This window comes from Shewanella sp. FJAT-51649 (assembly GCF_019457435.1).
GTDB lineage: Bacteria > Pseudomonadota > Gammaproteobacteria > Enterobacterales > Shewanellaceae > Shewanella > Shewanella mangrovisoli.
This window is the reverse complement of record NZ_CP080411.1, coordinates 4,134,482-4,150,144: the sequence shown is the minus strand read 5'-3', so window position 1 is coordinate 4,150,144 and position 15,663 is coordinate 4,134,482. Positions and strand designations below refer to the sequence as shown.

The following is a 15,663-nucleotide window of genomic DNA, read 5'->3' as shown; positions in this document are numbered from 1 at the left end:
GTGAACACGAAATTATCGAAAACACAAGCTGTAGAGCAGTCTTGGTCTGAGAAGCAGGTCCTAGTTACTCGAGAGGGGAAAACAATTGATATATCAGGCGATAAATGGTTGCTCCCCATAGTGATTCGTGCCCACTCAACTCTCGATTTTGGCAAAATCTCAAATTTACAGCTGAGAAATGCGTTGAAGCACTATGTATCTGACCAGGTTAGGCGTATTTCAACATCCGCTGGATACAGCGTTTTTCAAGTTGTATGGAGGCTAGTTCTTAGGGATTGGGGAAAAGATAATCAACCGGAAAGTGCTAAAGAACATCTTATTGGTTTATTTGAGAAATCTATCAACATTCAGCGCTCTCGGCACAAACTTTGGACGATATATGAGCCAATTAGGTGGTATATCTGGTGTTCTGACAACATTTCAGATAGTACATTTTCAGATGCGTATGCGGCTGAACTTGAGGCAATGGTTATACCCGGAGGTCCAAAGGGCGAGGCAGTTAGGATGTCCGATCCCGATATGGGGCCATTACATAAATCATTAGAGCTCTCTCTTTTGATTGCTGCGCTAAAAGAAGACAAGAGCCTAGAGTTTGAGCATCTCCAGCAAAAGGTTGTTATGGCTTTGTCACTAGCTTTCGGCCGAAACCCTGCAAACCTGACATATCTGAGGGAGAGCGATCTCGTTAAGCTTGATCCATCGAACGAAGACCCCTGTTATATCATTCGGATGCCGCGTATTAAGAAGAGATTTGTTAATCCCCGCGATGACCTGATGGATGAATATTTAGATCCCTATTTCGGAAGAATTCTAGAAAATCTTGTCGAGCAAAATAACTTATTGCCTCTTAGCTTTAATGGTACAGACTTCTCTACCCCAGATAATCGACCTCTTCTAATAAAAATAAGTGGTAACCGCGTTGCCATGTGTTCTCTAGATTCAGAGAATATTTTCAATATGACGAGCGGTGATATATCTCGTTTAATTACAGCCTTTATAAAACGTCATAATATCATTTCCCCTCTTACTGGTGAATTAATGCATGTCACACCAAGGAGGTTACGATATACCTTGGCAACAGGCCTGGCGACAGAGGGAATCAGCAGGCGTGAGCTAGCCAGGATATTAGATCATACGGATACTCAGTATGTAGGGGTCTATTTTGATGTTGCGGGAACTGTAGTTGAGCATCTCGACAAGTCGATGGCAAAAGGATTCTCGAAGTACCTCAATTTCTTCAAAGGTAAGCTTATTGATAGTGATGAAGACGCTATCAATGGTGAGCGAGATGACAAGCACCTGACGTTTGTCGATGAGCAAAATCCAGATGATCAGTCTGATATTGGTGTGTGTGGGGAGTCCAGTGTCTGCCACCTTGATCCTCCTTATTCATGTTATTTGTGCCCTAAATTTCAGCCTTATCGTCATGCTGCTCATGAGCATGTCTTGGAATGTTTGCTGGCAGGCCGTGAAGAACGTTTAAAAAAATACGAGAATGCGCGATTGGGTATACAGCTTGATGAGGTAATCGCTGCGGTCGCACAGGTAACTCAGCTTTGTGAAGAAGGGGGCCAGAATGTCTGATGGTCGCTCCAATCGGAAGGCCAAGGTTATCCCCTTCATTGATCGTCTTGAGCGCGATAGAAAGGCAAATACCCAAGCTTTGATCGATAAAGCTAAGCTAATGAAGCTAGAAGGGTTTGAGTCGGTTTTTTGGGGTAATCCTGTGTGGCAAGTGAATGCTGGCCGCCTAGTCAAGCTTACGGGTAAAAACGCCAAAACTGCGTCGTTTGCTTTTACGCTTCCCCCTAAACTTGGCTCAGAACCTCTACGTCATGAATGGGAGGAGGTTGCCAAGGCATTACTGATTCTTCGATTCCACAGAAAACATCAATCAACACCCAATCAGCGTAACTTCATTACCGCTGTTGGGTATATCTCATTTGCAGCTAACCAACTGGGGCAGGAACTGACCAAACTCACGCCAGAAGCGCTAGACGATGCGTGTGGATTAATTTCAAAACACTACAGTGACACCACTGCCTACAGCCTTCACAAGCATGTTGCAGAGTTCGCTGCACACTGTGATGCTAATGGTTTGTGCAGGGTGATGTTGCAATACAAATATTCGAAGATGGTGCGCCCAGTTAATACTGGAGGTCTGAATCATAAAAGGCTGGATGATCCTGACGTTCTGGAGACCATATCCGAGAAACTTGTTGATCCTACCGTGTTTCGGGTTATCGGTGAGCTCTATTTGACGGTTCCAAAAGAACATAAATACAGATTCTATGTCCTGATATTGACTCTGCTTGCTTGTACTGGCCGCCGCTTTAGTGAGATTTCATTACTTCCGCTTCAAGAAGTTACGTTAGACGAAGACCAAAAAGCCTTCATAGAATATTTCCCTCGAAAGGCTAGTCTCGGTGATCTATTTACACCTAAAAGAAAACTCTACTTGCCGTCAGAGGTCGTAACAATAGTTAAAGATGTACTTGATGAGGTACGCGCGGCAACAGATTCGGTGAGAATTACCGCAGAGGAAATGCATCGTTCTCGCGGCCCCGACATTCGTTTTTTGAATAAAATTCCAGAGAAAAGAAAGTTATACATTGATGACCTGTTAAAAATGGGGATAAGCAGCAATACGATTTGTTCTACTGGATGGATTCGAAAGATTGGTCTTGTTTGGCAGGACCATGAGCGAGTGACCAAGCAAGGGAAAAAGCCCAATAACCCTATTTGCTACACAAATAAGGACGCTGTCAAAGCGTATTGTTTTAGAGACTTTTCTGAAAAACTACTACGAGCATTCCATATTGATCAATTTGGTAAAGAATACTATCTGAAAGATCTTTTATTTATTCGCTCATTGGGACTTTCTACTGGAAGCTATGCTCACTGGTTAGCTACAAGCTGTAGCCAGTCTATGTTCACCACATTTCTCCGTTATTTCCCTGCCCTTGCTGCTGAATACGCTTCCAATAGTATCGAGGTAGATTTTACCAGTCACCACTTCCGCCACACGCTCAATACTTTACTTGATGAAGGTGGGTTAAGTGATCTTATGCAAACCGAATGGTTTGGGCGAACCAATCCCAGGGACACCAAAGCCTATCAGCATACATCCCGAGAAAAACGTGCACTGATGCTCCGCGAAGATATCAAAAAAGGCTTGGTCGGTGGTCTATTGGCTGAGCAACTCAAAGTAGTTCCGGTAGAAGTGCAGGATACCATTCTTAAAGCACGCATTCAGGCTGTGCATGATGTCGGTACAGGTATTTGCGTCCACAACTTTTCTCAAACACCCTGCGAGCGCCATTTACAATGTTCGGCAGATTGTAAAGACTACGTGTGGGTCAAGGATGATAAGGGTAGGCTGGACGAGCAGAAGCGCCAATATGCCCTTACCGCATTGGCCCGAAAAAATGCTGAGAAACAGTTAAGTAGTAACAAGCCCAAAAAGAGCGCTGATTGGATAGCTCATAACGATAAAAAACTCAAAACGCTGGCTGTGCAACTGGCTGATAACGGGGTGGAGCACTTTGATCCCGAACAATATTTAAACGAGGTAGAGCATGGTTAAGCGCTTCAGACGCATGTCCGATAGTGACATCAATACAATCGTAGCTGATTTGGATCGCTGGGCACTTGGCGAGCTTGGAGCAAAACTCACCTGGGCTGTTCTAGAAGAACGTTTTGGCTTTAGTCGTCAGTCACTCCAAGCCAAATCTGAAATTAAAGCCGCTTATGACAATGCCAAACAAGCATTGTCGGGTGGTCTCGTGAAAACCAAAGCGCAGGCAACGAAAGAGGCGGAAGAGCTTCAGGTAGAGGTGGATCGCCTCAAAGCAGAACTAGAAGCCTACAAGCGAAAAGAAGCTCAATGGTTACGCCGCTGGCAGCAAATCGCCTTTCATGTGCGGCAAAAAGGCATACAGATGGCTAGCGTTGATCAAACTCCGCCAAAAGGGGGAGATCTTCCTTCAAATACTGAGGTAGCTCGAATATTACGTCCTTTCGACAAAAAAATGCCGCCTTCGGGAAGAACATAATGTTAACTATTGATGAGGTTTACTTTTGGAGTGGAAAGGATGATTTATTGAATAAGGAGTGTTTTCGAGTCTTATGAAAGTTAAAAATTCTGCGATTATCTATACGGGATATGATTATCAAACGCTGCAGGGAGTTAAACTGCTTGCGGAATGGCTTCATAGCCCTACTCAGTATGCCAGGGGTGGCATTTGAAGCCGACACAGATAGCAATGAAACACCTGAAGGTATAGATGATGTTGTGTGTGAACGACCAAATGGCATTAAAGATTTTTGGCAAGTTAAATTTACCCCTTCTCCTGAGAAGGATGAAAACTGCCTTACGTGGGATTGGTTGTTAAAAATCTCAGGTAAAACAGCTAGATCTCGTTCCATTCTTAAAAAGCTCTACAATGCCATTAATGCTGTGCCAGCTGAAAAGCTTGGGGATGTTGTTCTATTGACCAATAAGCGGCCGGACAGATCTATGGAATCCTGCCTGCGTGGTTCTAAAATAGACTTTAATCAGGTTGATGATGACTCACAACAAGAGATCATCCGACAATTAGGAAGCCACGAAGCCGCTATATTTCTTTTTTCGAAGTTGACCGTCCAACATAGTGATGGAGACTACCTTACGATAAAGCGTAGTGTTCGAGCTGAGCTTTTGAAGTTTTCCGACGATACAGGCGTTGAGCGGCTTGTCGCAAGAGCACGTGAATGGGCAATGTTTCAGAATAATCCTCCAGAAAATGGTTGGATTTATCTTCATCATGTTAGAGAAGTTTTATCGCCAAAAAGACCGGAGCCCATACCTGAAATATTCTCAGTACCTGAGGATTATTGCCTCCCTGATTCAGATTTTCACAATGATCTACTTGCTCGAATTAGCCGTTCAAAAGGCGAAGTCATTACGTTAACGGGCAAGCCTGGTGTTGGAAAAAGTACGTATCTATCGTTTCTATGTCAAGAATTGGAAGATCAGGAAATTCCGCTATTACGTCATCACTATTTTTTATCGTTGGTAGATACAACTGAAGACAGACTAAGCCCAAGAATCGTTGCTGAATCCCTGCTACATCAAATCAATAGCTTTCACAAAGAAGCCAATGCAAGTACATCTCATCCTGAAAACCTGCGTGATGCGCTGGTAACCTGCGCAAGTTATTACAAACAAAAGGGGAAACCCTTTGTAGTATTAATTGATGGGCTGGATCATGTGTGGCGAGACAATGCCAAAAATAAAAAGCCATTGGACGAAACCTTCAGACAATTGCTACCTACAACAGAAAACTTAGTGGTACTTGTTGGAACGCAACCAGTTGACGATGAATTACTCCCTCACACATTGCTTACTCACTCACCTAAGAATGAGTGGCACTGGTTGCCTGAAATGTCTGGAAATTCGATATACGAGTATTTAAAACTTCATATTGAATCTGGTCGATTATTCTTAAACTGTCATGAGGATCATGTGGATGAAGAAATTCAGAAAAGTGCCGGCGCGTTATTAGAAGCTACAAATGGCTATCCTCTGCATGTGATCTACTCATCTGAGTATCTGTCTCATCATGGATTAGCACTTTCTTCCTGGCAGATTGAGAAGCTTCCTCCATGCTCCGATGGCAATATTATTACTTACTATTCCGAGCTTTGGCGTAACCTAAATTATAGACAAAAGGATGTCCTTCACCTGTGCAGTGGTTTTCAGTTTGCGTGGCCGAGACAGGCAATTGGTACTGTTGTAAAAGATAATCACGAATATGCACCGAGTGTAGATGCAGTTGCACACATGCTGTCAGAAGGAGTTTGCGGCGTAAGGCCTTTCCATGAAAGTCTAGTGGTATTTGTGCGAAATCAGGAGGAGCATCAGGAGCGAATAAACGCATTACTGCCATGTGTCTGCGAATGGTTGAGTTTGAGCGCCCCACTACATCTCAAAGATAATTGGCTTTGGTCGAGTTTGGCTCGGAGAGGCGACTCTTCGGAGTTACGACAGGGTGTTACTCGAGACTGGGTACTTGATAAGCTTATTATTGGAATGCCGGTGAAATCATGCATTCGACTATTATCTGAGGCAGAAAATTATGCATTTCAGGATCTTGAGTATGCAGAGGCATATCGGCACAGAGCACTAAAAACTAGGCTTATCAACGGTCCTGAGTTTCAGACATGGGATTCCACTAACCTGGAAACGTTCTCTCTAGTAATCGCTGACCAGCCGTCTCTGAATGAAATAATCTCTGGACAAAATGAGTATTCACCAACCAAATTATCAATATTGGCAATTGCATTATGGTATAGAGGGGCTGTTGATCAAGCAGAGCTATTATCGCAGAAGGCTATTGATCGATATCGGGCTAGAACTAAACTTTTGTCTTCACGACACTCTCAAGATAACGAAGCTGAAGCTGCTATATTGATAAAAGCAGGAGTATTAACTGACAGCCTTAACTACGATTTGATTTTTGAAGCAGGAAACTTCTCTAATTGGCCCGATGGATATGTGGCTAGTTTTAGACGTGCATGCCGTACAAAAAAAGAGCTAGGCCTGCTCTTCAGGGCTTGGCAATGTTTACCCCGTAATTCAAATCATATCGGTCAAATCGAACTCGATGCAATTAGATTAAGCATTATAGAGGGGGCGGATATTGCTCGTAGGCCAGAATATAGCGCTTTTTCCTCACAGATGTTATCTCAGTTTTTAGATATATTCTCTAAGAAAAAATTTGCCAGTATTAAGACTCACCATTTTGATGGCCCGTCGGCAACAGTCTTCAAAGTTGAAAATACTGGCGGTTATCATAGCTGGTTTTTTTCTTCACTTAGTATCAGGTTAAGTGCGGAAGGCGACTTCTCTTGGTTACCAGTTAGTGCAACATCAGATCGAGCGGATGTGTCAGATCATTATGAATTTCTTAATGAGCTTTCAGATTTGATCGCAAATGAACTTTTAGCAGGGAACACATTAAACTTTGATGTAGTTTGTGCGATGTTTCCGTCGGGGCCAATATTAGATGATGTTCATTGGGAGACACGAAAAGCTGATATAGCTCTAAAGCGCGATTGGATTGAAATTGCGGCCGATTGTCACCTGATAACAACCAAATCTGAAGTTTCGCGTAATGAGTTAAAGCAAATCATTGACTCTGGTGTGTTCAGAGTTGACTGGCTGCGGTTATGGTATAAGGAGGTAGGTCTCAAACTGTTAGACGATGATGCAGTTGTACTGCTCATTGAACTCGAAGAGGATCGACAGTTAAATGAGCTAGAAGAAACAATTGAGAATTCTAATGCTTACCTTGAACTCGCTCAAATAGCATTCCAACACGATAATCTAGCCCTTTTTGAAAGGTGTTTGAGAAAAACATGGGATTTTGTGCTCGGTTACGGGCATCACAAAGATCCTACCATATTTGATGTTTTGACTGCTGTGGAATACCTTTCTGAAGCTGATCCTGATTCTGCGTTGGAAATATTAGAGCGTATATCATCGATAGTTTTCAATATATCCAAGTTTACCGACGGGGATGAAACTAGGCACTCTAAGCACTCTATATCTTCGTTGTTAGCAAGATTAAACCCACAATCAGCTGCTTCAGTTTATGAGCAGGAGCTCAGTGATGGCGAGTGGTATTATGCTGAAGAGACAATTTTAAGATTGCTTGAAAGGTGTGACTTTTCTTCGCCCATAACTAAACATTTATATCTGACAGGATTGCACTCGAGCTGTTACCAAATTCTTAGAGCAAAGATTGAACAAGGAAATCCACAGGCCTTTCATATCAGTGATGAAATAGAGAGCTTACTTGGTATTAAAGTTCAAAACATGACTGAAGATAAGCGTTCATCAACTGATGAGCTTGATGAAAAAATTTCGTTGCAGCCATCGGATTATCCGCCTGACAAGTTTGAAGAACTGACTGCGGCACTCAAGGGAAAACTCAGTACTGGTGAATTTTGGAAGACTTGGTACAAATATTGGTGTACTCAAGGTAAGGAACCTGATTTATTAAAGCTGCTCATTCCACAGGCATATAGTTTTATTGATCGTTTTGATGAAAAGCGATATTTGTTAGATCTTCTTTTTTTTAGCGCGAGAGAACTAGAAGGTAAAACGAAAGCCTTTGATCTTTTGGTTGCGGCTCATAAGGCAATGGGAGGGTGGTCTGATTGGTATGAGAGTTCAGAAAATAGTCTCAATCGACTTAAGATTGTTGCAGAACAATACCCTAAAAAAATCGACGAATTTATTAAATTAACAACATCACAACCGAATAATTGGAATGATAGGTTTGGCAAGTTAATTATTCCGAATGATAAGTTAGTTTTTTTGCTTTCTCATGGTGGCAGGAAAGATGAGGCACTTAAGCTTACGTTAGATATGGTTACAAGTTTAGAAGAGAGCGTCCGTAATCTTCAACTTGCAAAGCCAGCTTGGGATTGGCGTCGCGATGACTCTCTCGAAGAAGCGATGCTCAAAACTTTAGTTTCAAGGCTTAAGCTACCTATACCTTCTGTAAAACTATGGGTGATAGAACAGCTTTCACGACTTCTAATAGCTCAACATCCAAGAGTTGAAGAATTATTAAAGGAAGACTTAGCAAGTAGGAAGCAAGAGTCTGAGTGCGTAGAAGTATTGTGTGTATTTTTTATTGCGAAGTGTAAGGGGTATATTTGCCCAAATAATCTCGGAAACTACATAAAAGCAAGGTCCGTACTGTCAGATATAATATTATCTGAATTGCTACCTACCTCAGTTGAGCGCGGACAGTATGCTTATCCATTTGCTCCTTTTGTTATTTTGGATCATGACAATAATAGATTCGAGTATTATCAGGGAAGTCATGTTCCTCGTGTTTACTATTCTTGGCTGAAAAAAGAAACAAAAAGAACCAGTTTACCTTTAATAGAGCACTACCAAACTGAGTGGAACAATACATTCGAGTATCAACCATCAAAAGCAACAACCATTGATTACTTTTTTAGCGCTGATAGACAACGGTCTACTGGGCAATTCTATACACAAGCAAGTCATCGAGGTCGTTCCGCATATCTGAGAACAATAGACCTAGCCAAAGAATTTTACGGAATGCCTGATTCTTATGCGGAATATCTTTCCATACCAGCACTCCCCATTGAGCCTGCATATATGGATCTTCGTCCTCAAAAACCAAAATGGTTACCGGTTTGGAATAATCATAATTCTCCAAATGAAACTAATTTGATCAACTATGTTAAAGAGGGGTTATCTAATTTCAAACAGATAGATGACACTAATGACCTTTTAGCATTTTCATTACCTATAAGAATTGACGGCAATAATTGGGTTGATCTGACGGTTGTAAAGGTGACTACAGAAATTGATCTTACGCCTGATATACAGGTAAGAGAGCGCTCCGGTTGCTTGGCTGTTGGTGATCTTTTGAATAATGAACTGTCTTATGAATTTGATGATAGTCAGATGTCCGTAGTTCCTACAATGGCTGTCACTACGTTTCCGTTTATGAGGTATGGACATTGGCACTCCGATCTTGAATCACGAGGGTTCTACATTCCAAAATGTAACATTGATGGTAAAAAAATTGTTGGTTCATCTTCCGATGGTTTGTTTACTTACTTTGTCCATGAATCTCAAGTTGGTTTTTCATCTTTCTGGTATAACGATTGGCAACCTATTCATCCCAAAGGAATTCGTTCATTTTGTGGCTCTTATACCGTAGTAAACAAGGAAAGAATCGAAGAATGGCATAGCTCAAGTGAAACAGAACGTAAGAGTTGTTATTTATGTAAGGCGATTCTGCTTACAGCTGAAGATAACTTTAGGGAGTTTAATGAACAAGAGATTGAGTTTTTTATATGTTGATTTATATAACTCATATTGCACTGCTATATTGGCAAAGTTGTCGAAGCCTTGGCCGAGGTCATGTGATACTCAGATCTATATACTTTGTCGGATTTAGGAAGCAACACCAGCTTGACTGAAGCTTAAGCAGAGAAGCATTAACTTTCACATGTGAAAGTTATAGAGTAACAACTTAAGTCTCTGGTGTGAGCTAGTAAATATGATCCGCATGACGGATGGTCAGAGAGACGAGGTGGAGTTTGTCTCCACCTTTCTAAAAACTGCTTTGTCGCGAAAGTGGTTCAAGTAGAATCAATGGTGCCTTGAGGTCTCTCCTCAATGAGGCCTTCTCAAACCTTGGACAAGTTCTATAATTGTCGGTTTTCATACGGGGAAAAAACCTAATCGGCCAGGGATACCTTTAGAACCAACAAATTCAGTAAAATTCAATATATTTAAGGTCTCTAAACTTGGTTCTTCATTCTCTAAAATAAGAATCTGTCCTGGTTCGGTACGGTTTGCTAACCAAGCATAAAAGCGGTCTTTAACACTTTCATCAAGAAGTTCTTCGCCGTCACTGTTAGTTCCATGCTTGGGATCTTTATACGTCACTACTGGAGAGTCAATAATAGTAAAACCCAGATGTGGATGTCCGTTCACCATAGCTCTCTCCATTAATGCAACCATATAAGCTGTTAGAAAAATACCTCTCTTTCCTTTTCCATAGGATGTACGTCTACACTGATTAATATCAATGTCAGACAGGCTATCATCAAAATAAACAGAATCTACGCTAGGCACCCCCCAAGTATCTAATAGTGTTTTGATTCTTTTGCATAGTACTGTCGAACTTTCTGACATATTTCTATTAACAGTTTGCTTTTTGCGCTTACTTTTTTCTTTCATCTCAGCCAGCCGAATCTTAAGGTTTTCAACCCTTAATAAATCAGCAACCGCCATAGACAGTGTTACTTTACGATCTGAAAGAGTCTCTAAGCCGTACTTTATATTAAGACTTTGTGGCGATAGAAGTGCTTCTTGTTTTTGTTCATTTTCTAGAGCTTCTCTAGAATTTCTTTGCAGTGCGTTAGATATTTCATCAAGTCTTATGAGAACATCATTTAAAGCCTCCTTCAATCCATCACGTAATCCTGAGATTTTTTCATTCTCTGCATGTGCAGCTAAGCGAAGCATTGGTGTCTGAGTATCTTTATCTTTGTGACGTAACTGGTGTTGGATGTCTGTATAGCAAAGAGGACATGGTCGAATATCAAAACTATCAGCTATTGATGCGGCAGTTGATATAGCTTGTAGTCGTTGTTGATCGCTTACATATTTTTTATCAAGCAACTGAAATCTATTTTCTGCCTCTTTTAATGCTGCTAACTCCTGAGATAGTTGTCGCCTTTCTTTATCAATTATTAAGCGGTTATTTCTAAGCTCGGCAAGTTCGGAGGCATGACCTCTTATATGAGCTGTGATGACCCCAATCTCAGCTGTCACTTTAAGCAAACTTTCCTGAGCATCTTTCAGTGATAGGTCATTAGGTATGTCCGCAAGTAAGTTATTGATCTGTTGGTTAATTGCCTCGGCATGTCCTTTTGCAATATTCCGATCGTTTGTTGATGCAGGAAGAACCATTTCGGAATCATCTGAACCACTTAATATCATAGCTAGTGCAGACTTGTTTCGAGTTTTCAGATTGGTATCTTTACCTTCAAATGAAACATTGTCTAATGTTTCAATCTCATCAAATATGCTAACGCGACGAAGATCTCCTGCCGTCAAATTGCCAAGCTTTCCTGCCTTAATCAGTATCTTTACTCCTGCAGTTCCACACCATGTCTGAAGCAGGTCACTTATATTTTTTTCAATTGCAATTTCACCTTGAGGAGGATTCTCATGCAAGCCCTCATACACAGCTTCTTCACCATTAAGTAGGTCTCGAAATAATGTGAAATAGTCGCCATTGGATAGTACGATTTGAACTGCTGCCCTAGTATATCCATCCGAGAAGCCAACACCTTTAGGCTTTTGACCTCCACCAAAGCAATATCTAAAACATTCGACAATGTAAGATTTTCCTGTATCAGTGGGACCAAAAACTAAATGAGATTTTCCATTTAGTGTAAGTTTTGCCGGCACTTTTCCTGGCCCAGTCACCACCAATTCATGAATACTAATTGTCATAGAGCAGTTCCTTTGTTTGTTATTGGAAGGAACTCTGCGCCCCATAAGGTGCCGCGCATTCCAAATATTTTTTCGAGATTTTTCTCATCCATATCACCTAACGCAGACGCTACCCATTCACAGCGCTTGTATAATTCTCGAGAGTATTCTCCGCCAATCAGACCAACTAAGGCCGGACCATTCTCACCAAGCTGGAAACTAATACCACCATCATCAGCCTGTACATCAATGAATGACCGTTGCGCCATCAAATATAACCCTTCTTCAATTATCTCTCTCCTACTGGCGTATTCTCCACCTCGCAGCGGAACTGGCGTATGTAGGCTTTCTGGGCCGTTTAGATCTGCCGAATAGATTGCGGCATAATCGAAATAAACTAGGCGCTGTAAATCAACTTTTTTAGGATATAGAGCCATCAACAAATGCACCATTCTGAGTCCAAGCTCAAATGGAGTATTAAATACATCACTCATCTTCATCCACCCATTTTACTCTACCCTGATTTGCAAGATGGTGGCAGGTTCCTCCGAGGTCGCCTGCTTGTAATCGCCCACTTAAAGGGTTAGAGGTTACCTGTAATGTGTTTGCAGTATTTAAAACCTCTTTTAGTCTTGTGAGGCCATTCTCATGCGGATAATTTAAGGAGCTACCTATCCCTATCTCGACTTGGTTCTTCAAATCATCAAATGCTCCTGGAAGCTTGTCTCTACTAAAACGGTTAAGACCTTCCGCGCTGTAAAAAAGCATTCGCTGTGCTTTAAAATGTGATTGATACCTTTTAGGAATGTCAGTCAGATGAGATAGTTCAATGTGATCTAACTCCTGATAGACATCAAGAAGTGCTTTGACGAATTGATGCTCATTGGTGTCAGGATTTTTTGGCATAATTGGGTTGGGCTGTCGAGCAGGTAAAACGCCAAACATCTCCCAGTGTTTGCATGATCGAGAGTGTATTTCTAACAGATCAGCGGATGGCTTTACCTTGAAAACCTCAAAAGGAAAGTTCTGAATAAATAGATCTAGTTCTGGAGTGAGATCTTTTTTGAATGTTACGAAATTTCCAGACTTATCTTTCCATTCCTGAAGCATCCAAGCTTTAAACCTTTCAGGATTTAGCGTGTAATCAAGCAGTGAGGGACCAACTTTGAGCGCACATATATAGTAATTTAAAGGACGCGTGTATTCCTTGGAGAAGACGTACCATAAGAATTTTGCAAGGTCAGGAGCAAAAGCACTTGGAGATAGCGTTCCTGCATAGTATTTCCCCTGATACAGGTCCCAAGTATCCTCTTCAGGCAATTGATGTAAATAGCCGCACACGTCTCTGCCTTTATCACCCGCACCACCAAGTCGATGCACATGAGTGTATTTCCCTTCTACTTGCAATTGTCTGGCGCACTGTTCTATAAACATCTCCCACTTCACATCATTGAATAAAAGTAGTCGTTGTTCCGGTGTTGGTTGTTCCGGTCCTGGGTGATAGAAATGTGTGCTCATTAGTTTCCATCTATAAGCGCTAATAACAAATTGAGACTAAAACAAAAAATGCTCAATGTGAATAGTAACGGAAGATTTGAAAGCCTGAGATTACTTGGTTGAGCAATAGCACACATTAATGCTCCTAAGTTCAATTAGAATTGAAGTTCGAGAAAAAGTAGCTTCCCAAGTTTCTTGTTTTAATGTGGTACTTTTGAGTATTCAGGTCACAGCTTAAAACCGTGATGTGAACCATCCGGTAAGTCGACATGAAGGCGAAGTCTTCCTCCTGCTGATGCAACAAGCTGCTTCAGTCTCTGTAGGCTATCGATTGTGCAGTTATCAATGTGGCAGCCTGCATCAGCCCCGATACGTTCAAGTAACTCGATTAAATGGATATGGATTAGCTGTTTTGAAGCTGTTTCCTGAGCAGAATCAACGAGATTTTGAGGTTGCTCTGCAATAATATCTTCCAGTGTTCTGCCCATTTTTGCTCCTTTGGAGTTGAGCCGCAAAACTTTCACATGTGAAAGTTTTTCCTAGATCTTTATGTTTGGATAGTTTAACCCACTCATAAGTGAATCATCATACTTCTCATCCTATCCTTTGCTTAGGAAAACTTGTCTTTTGCACCTTAAAAGGGCAATTACAGAGTTTTATCCTTTTTGGTCCCTGTCATACTCTTTACTCACTGTCAGCTCTCGCTGGCTATAGCGGTAGCTGGCCCTAAACAGCAATACCTTACCCTCGGGAGGCTATCTCTCAAGGTACTCCTCCATAATCACAGGAGATAATTATGGCCCACTCGATATTCCAAGATCCAGTTGGCGTTTTGTTGATTAGGTGCTGTCGCCGAAAGTGTCAAGATGCTATCTTTACGCTTAGCGGCGAACACTCCATAGTTCTTGCTCAAATCGTTGACAATATTTGAGTTTAACTTAACAAAGTTGGCTTTTTTTACAATAAAAGGCAATACTTTTAATAGCTTGAATGGCTTTTGGCATAACTTTATGTGAACTGCCATTCTAATTTTCCTACTTTTACAGTGTAAATAATCGTTTTTTAAAAGCCCTGCCATATTGTGCAGGGCTTTTTGTTTATATATGGCTGTCTGTCCTTGAATAATTTTCTTTGCGTAGTTGTTAACAGTTGTTATGATTTAGGGTGGATTGTTTGGGTTCACTAAAGGACTCTAACTTTTGAAAATAAATTAACGTTATGACAATTACTAAAAGAAAGGAATTCTTCCATGGAAGATGTAATAAGTCAGGAAAGTAATCCATTAAAAAGTGATGAAAAACAAATAACAGTAGATAGCAATATTCAGAGAATTCCACTGTTTCACGTTTCTCTTGCTAAATTGACAATTATGTTTGTTGCCACCTTTGGTCTATATCAAATTTATTGGTTTTATAAGCAATGGCAGGCATTAAAAGAGTATTATGATTTAGATGCATGGCCTATTGCTCGATGCATTTTTACGGTATTTTATACACACTCTTTGTTCGTTTATGTTAATGAATATATTAAAGAAGATAATAGAAGCTATCGTTGGAATCATTCAGCTTTAGCGACAGCTTACGTTTTACTTATCGTAGTCTCTAGTATTCTTAATAAAATTGAAGTTTTACCAACATTTTTTATTTTAATTTCTATTTTTATACCTTTAGCAGTTTTGTATCCATTGTATGAAGCTCAAAAAGCAATTAACTTTGCGCTTGAACCTTTAGACTATGAGGATAATTCAAGTTTAACTTGGTTGAACTGGATCTGGATTGCTCTTTTGGGTTTCTATTGGGCTATGGTTATCTATGCATTAACTGTGTTAGTCAGACTTGCTTAATTTAGAATAAAACAGGCTTTAATTAAGCCTGTTCTGAATTGCCAATGTGTGGCAGTGTGACAGAGGAATATTTTTATAAAGTTAACAACGAGTTTTCCCTCATATACTTTCAAGCTCTAATATTATTTTTTCTTATTGATTCATGGTTTTGATATTTTTGGTACGGTGTAAGGTATTGATTTTGTGACTTAAAGCATTTTAGCGGCTATAGTAAAAAGTCAATTTATCAGTACTGAGGTAAGCATTTTCTCCGGTTAATGAACCCAATTGGGGGGAG

General features: G+C 40.8%; 9 protein-coding genes. 5 read left to right on the top strand and 4 right to left on the bottom strand.

Going from position 1 to position 15,663, the window contains the following annotated elements; genetic code table 11:
• From K0H59_RS18140 to K0H59_RS18125, 4 genes are all read left to right on the top strand, one after another.
• Entirely contained in the window at window positions 1-1,584 is a 1,584-nt protein-coding gene (locus K0H59_RS18140; RefSeq protein ID WP_220053947.1) for a site-specific integrase, read from the top strand.
• The gene (locus K0H59_RS18135) at window positions 1,577-3,586 is read left to right on the top strand and encodes a hypothetical protein (protein ID WP_220053946.1); all 2,010 of its coding nucleotides are present in this window, start codon (window positions 1,577-1,579) and stop codon (window positions 3,584-3,586) included. The genes K0H59_RS18140 and K0H59_RS18135 overlap by 8 nt, the downstream gene beginning before the upstream one ends.
• Window positions 3,579-4,055 carry a hypothetical protein gene (locus tag K0H59_RS18130; RefSeq protein ID WP_032471333.1) on the top strand — a complete coding sequence of 159 codons (477 nt, stop codon included), beginning with the start codon at window positions 3,579-3,581 and terminating at the stop codon, window positions 4,053-4,055. The genes K0H59_RS18135 and K0H59_RS18130 overlap by 8 nt, the downstream gene beginning before the upstream one ends.
• Window positions 4,056-4,237: 182 nt before the next feature.
• Entirely contained in the window at window positions 4,238-9,898 is a 5,661-nt protein-coding gene (locus K0H59_RS18125; RefSeq protein ID WP_220053945.1) for an ATP-binding protein, read from the top strand.
• A 363-nt stretch (window positions 9,899-10,261) separates the two neighbouring features.
• Here the strand turns inward: K0H59_RS18125 and K0H59_RS18120 are convergent, their stop codons facing one another.
• The 4 genes from K0H59_RS18120 to K0H59_RS18105 all read right to left on the bottom strand — a co-directional run bounded on the left by K0H59_RS18120 (window position 10,262) and on the right by K0H59_RS18105 (window position 14,031).
• On the bottom strand, window positions 10,262-12,067 hold the full coding sequence (locus tag K0H59_RS18120) for a hypothetical protein (protein WP_220053944.1): 1,806 nt from the start codon (window positions 12,065-12,067) through the stop codon (window positions 10,262-10,264).
• Window positions 12,064-12,540 carry an ABC-three component system middle component 2 gene (locus K0H59_RS18115; protein ID WP_220053943.1) on the bottom strand — a complete coding sequence of 159 codons (477 nt, stop codon included), beginning with the start codon at window positions 12,538-12,540 and terminating at the stop codon, window positions 12,064-12,066. Before K0H59_RS18115 ends, K0H59_RS18120 begins: the two co-directional genes overlap by 4 nt.
• Window positions 12,533-13,564, bottom strand: a complete 1,032-nt coding sequence (locus K0H59_RS18110; protein ID WP_220053942.1) for an ABC-three component system protein — start codon at window positions 13,562-13,564, stop codon at window positions 12,533-12,535. Before K0H59_RS18110 ends, K0H59_RS18115 begins: the two co-directional genes overlap by 8 nt.
• A gap of 206 nt (window positions 13,565-13,770) precedes the next feature.
• Window positions 13,771-14,031 carry a hypothetical protein gene (locus tag K0H59_RS18105; RefSeq protein ID WP_000533826.1) on the bottom strand — a complete coding sequence of 87 codons (261 nt, stop codon included), beginning with the start codon at window positions 14,029-14,031 and terminating at the stop codon, window positions 13,771-13,773.
• A 761-nt stretch (window positions 14,032-14,792) separates the two neighbouring features.
• On the opposite strand from K0H59_RS18105, the gene K0H59_RS18100 reads away from it, so the two are divergent.
• A complete protein-coding gene (locus K0H59_RS18100) occupies window positions 14,793-15,386 on the top strand; it encodes a hypothetical protein (protein WP_220053941.1) in 594 nt (197 codons plus the stop codon).
• Window positions 15,387-15,663: the final 277 nt, after the last annotated feature.

What these genes read in the sequence shown, in the direction of transcription:
- K0H59_RS18135 (WP_220053946.1), top strand. Translation starts at nt 1,577, where the DNA reads ATGTCTGATGGTCGCTCCAATCGGAAGGCCAAGGTTATCCCCTTCATT.
- K0H59_RS18130 (WP_032471333.1), top strand. Translation starts at nt 3,579, where the DNA reads ATGGTTAAGCGCTTCAGACGCATGTCCGATAGTGACATCAATACAATC.
- K0H59_RS18120 (WP_220053944.1), bottom strand. Translation starts at nt 12,067, where the DNA reads ATGACAATTAGTATTCATGAATTGGTGGTGACTGGGCCAGGAAAAGTG.
- K0H59_RS18115 (WP_220053943.1), bottom strand. Translation starts at nt 12,540, where the DNA reads ATGAGTGATGTATTTAATACTCCATTTGAGCTTGGACTCAGAATGGTG.
- K0H59_RS18110 (WP_220053942.1), bottom strand. Translation starts at nt 13,564, where the DNA reads ATGAGCACACATTTCTATCACCCAGGACCGGAACAACCAACACCGGAA.
- K0H59_RS18105 (WP_000533826.1), bottom strand. Translation starts at nt 14,031, where the DNA reads ATGGGCAGAACACTGGAAGATATTATTGCAGAGCAACCTCAAAATCTC.
- K0H59_RS18100 (WP_220053941.1), top strand. Translation starts at nt 14,793, where the DNA reads ATGGAAGATGTAATAAGTCAGGAAAGTAATCCATTAAAAAGTGATGAA.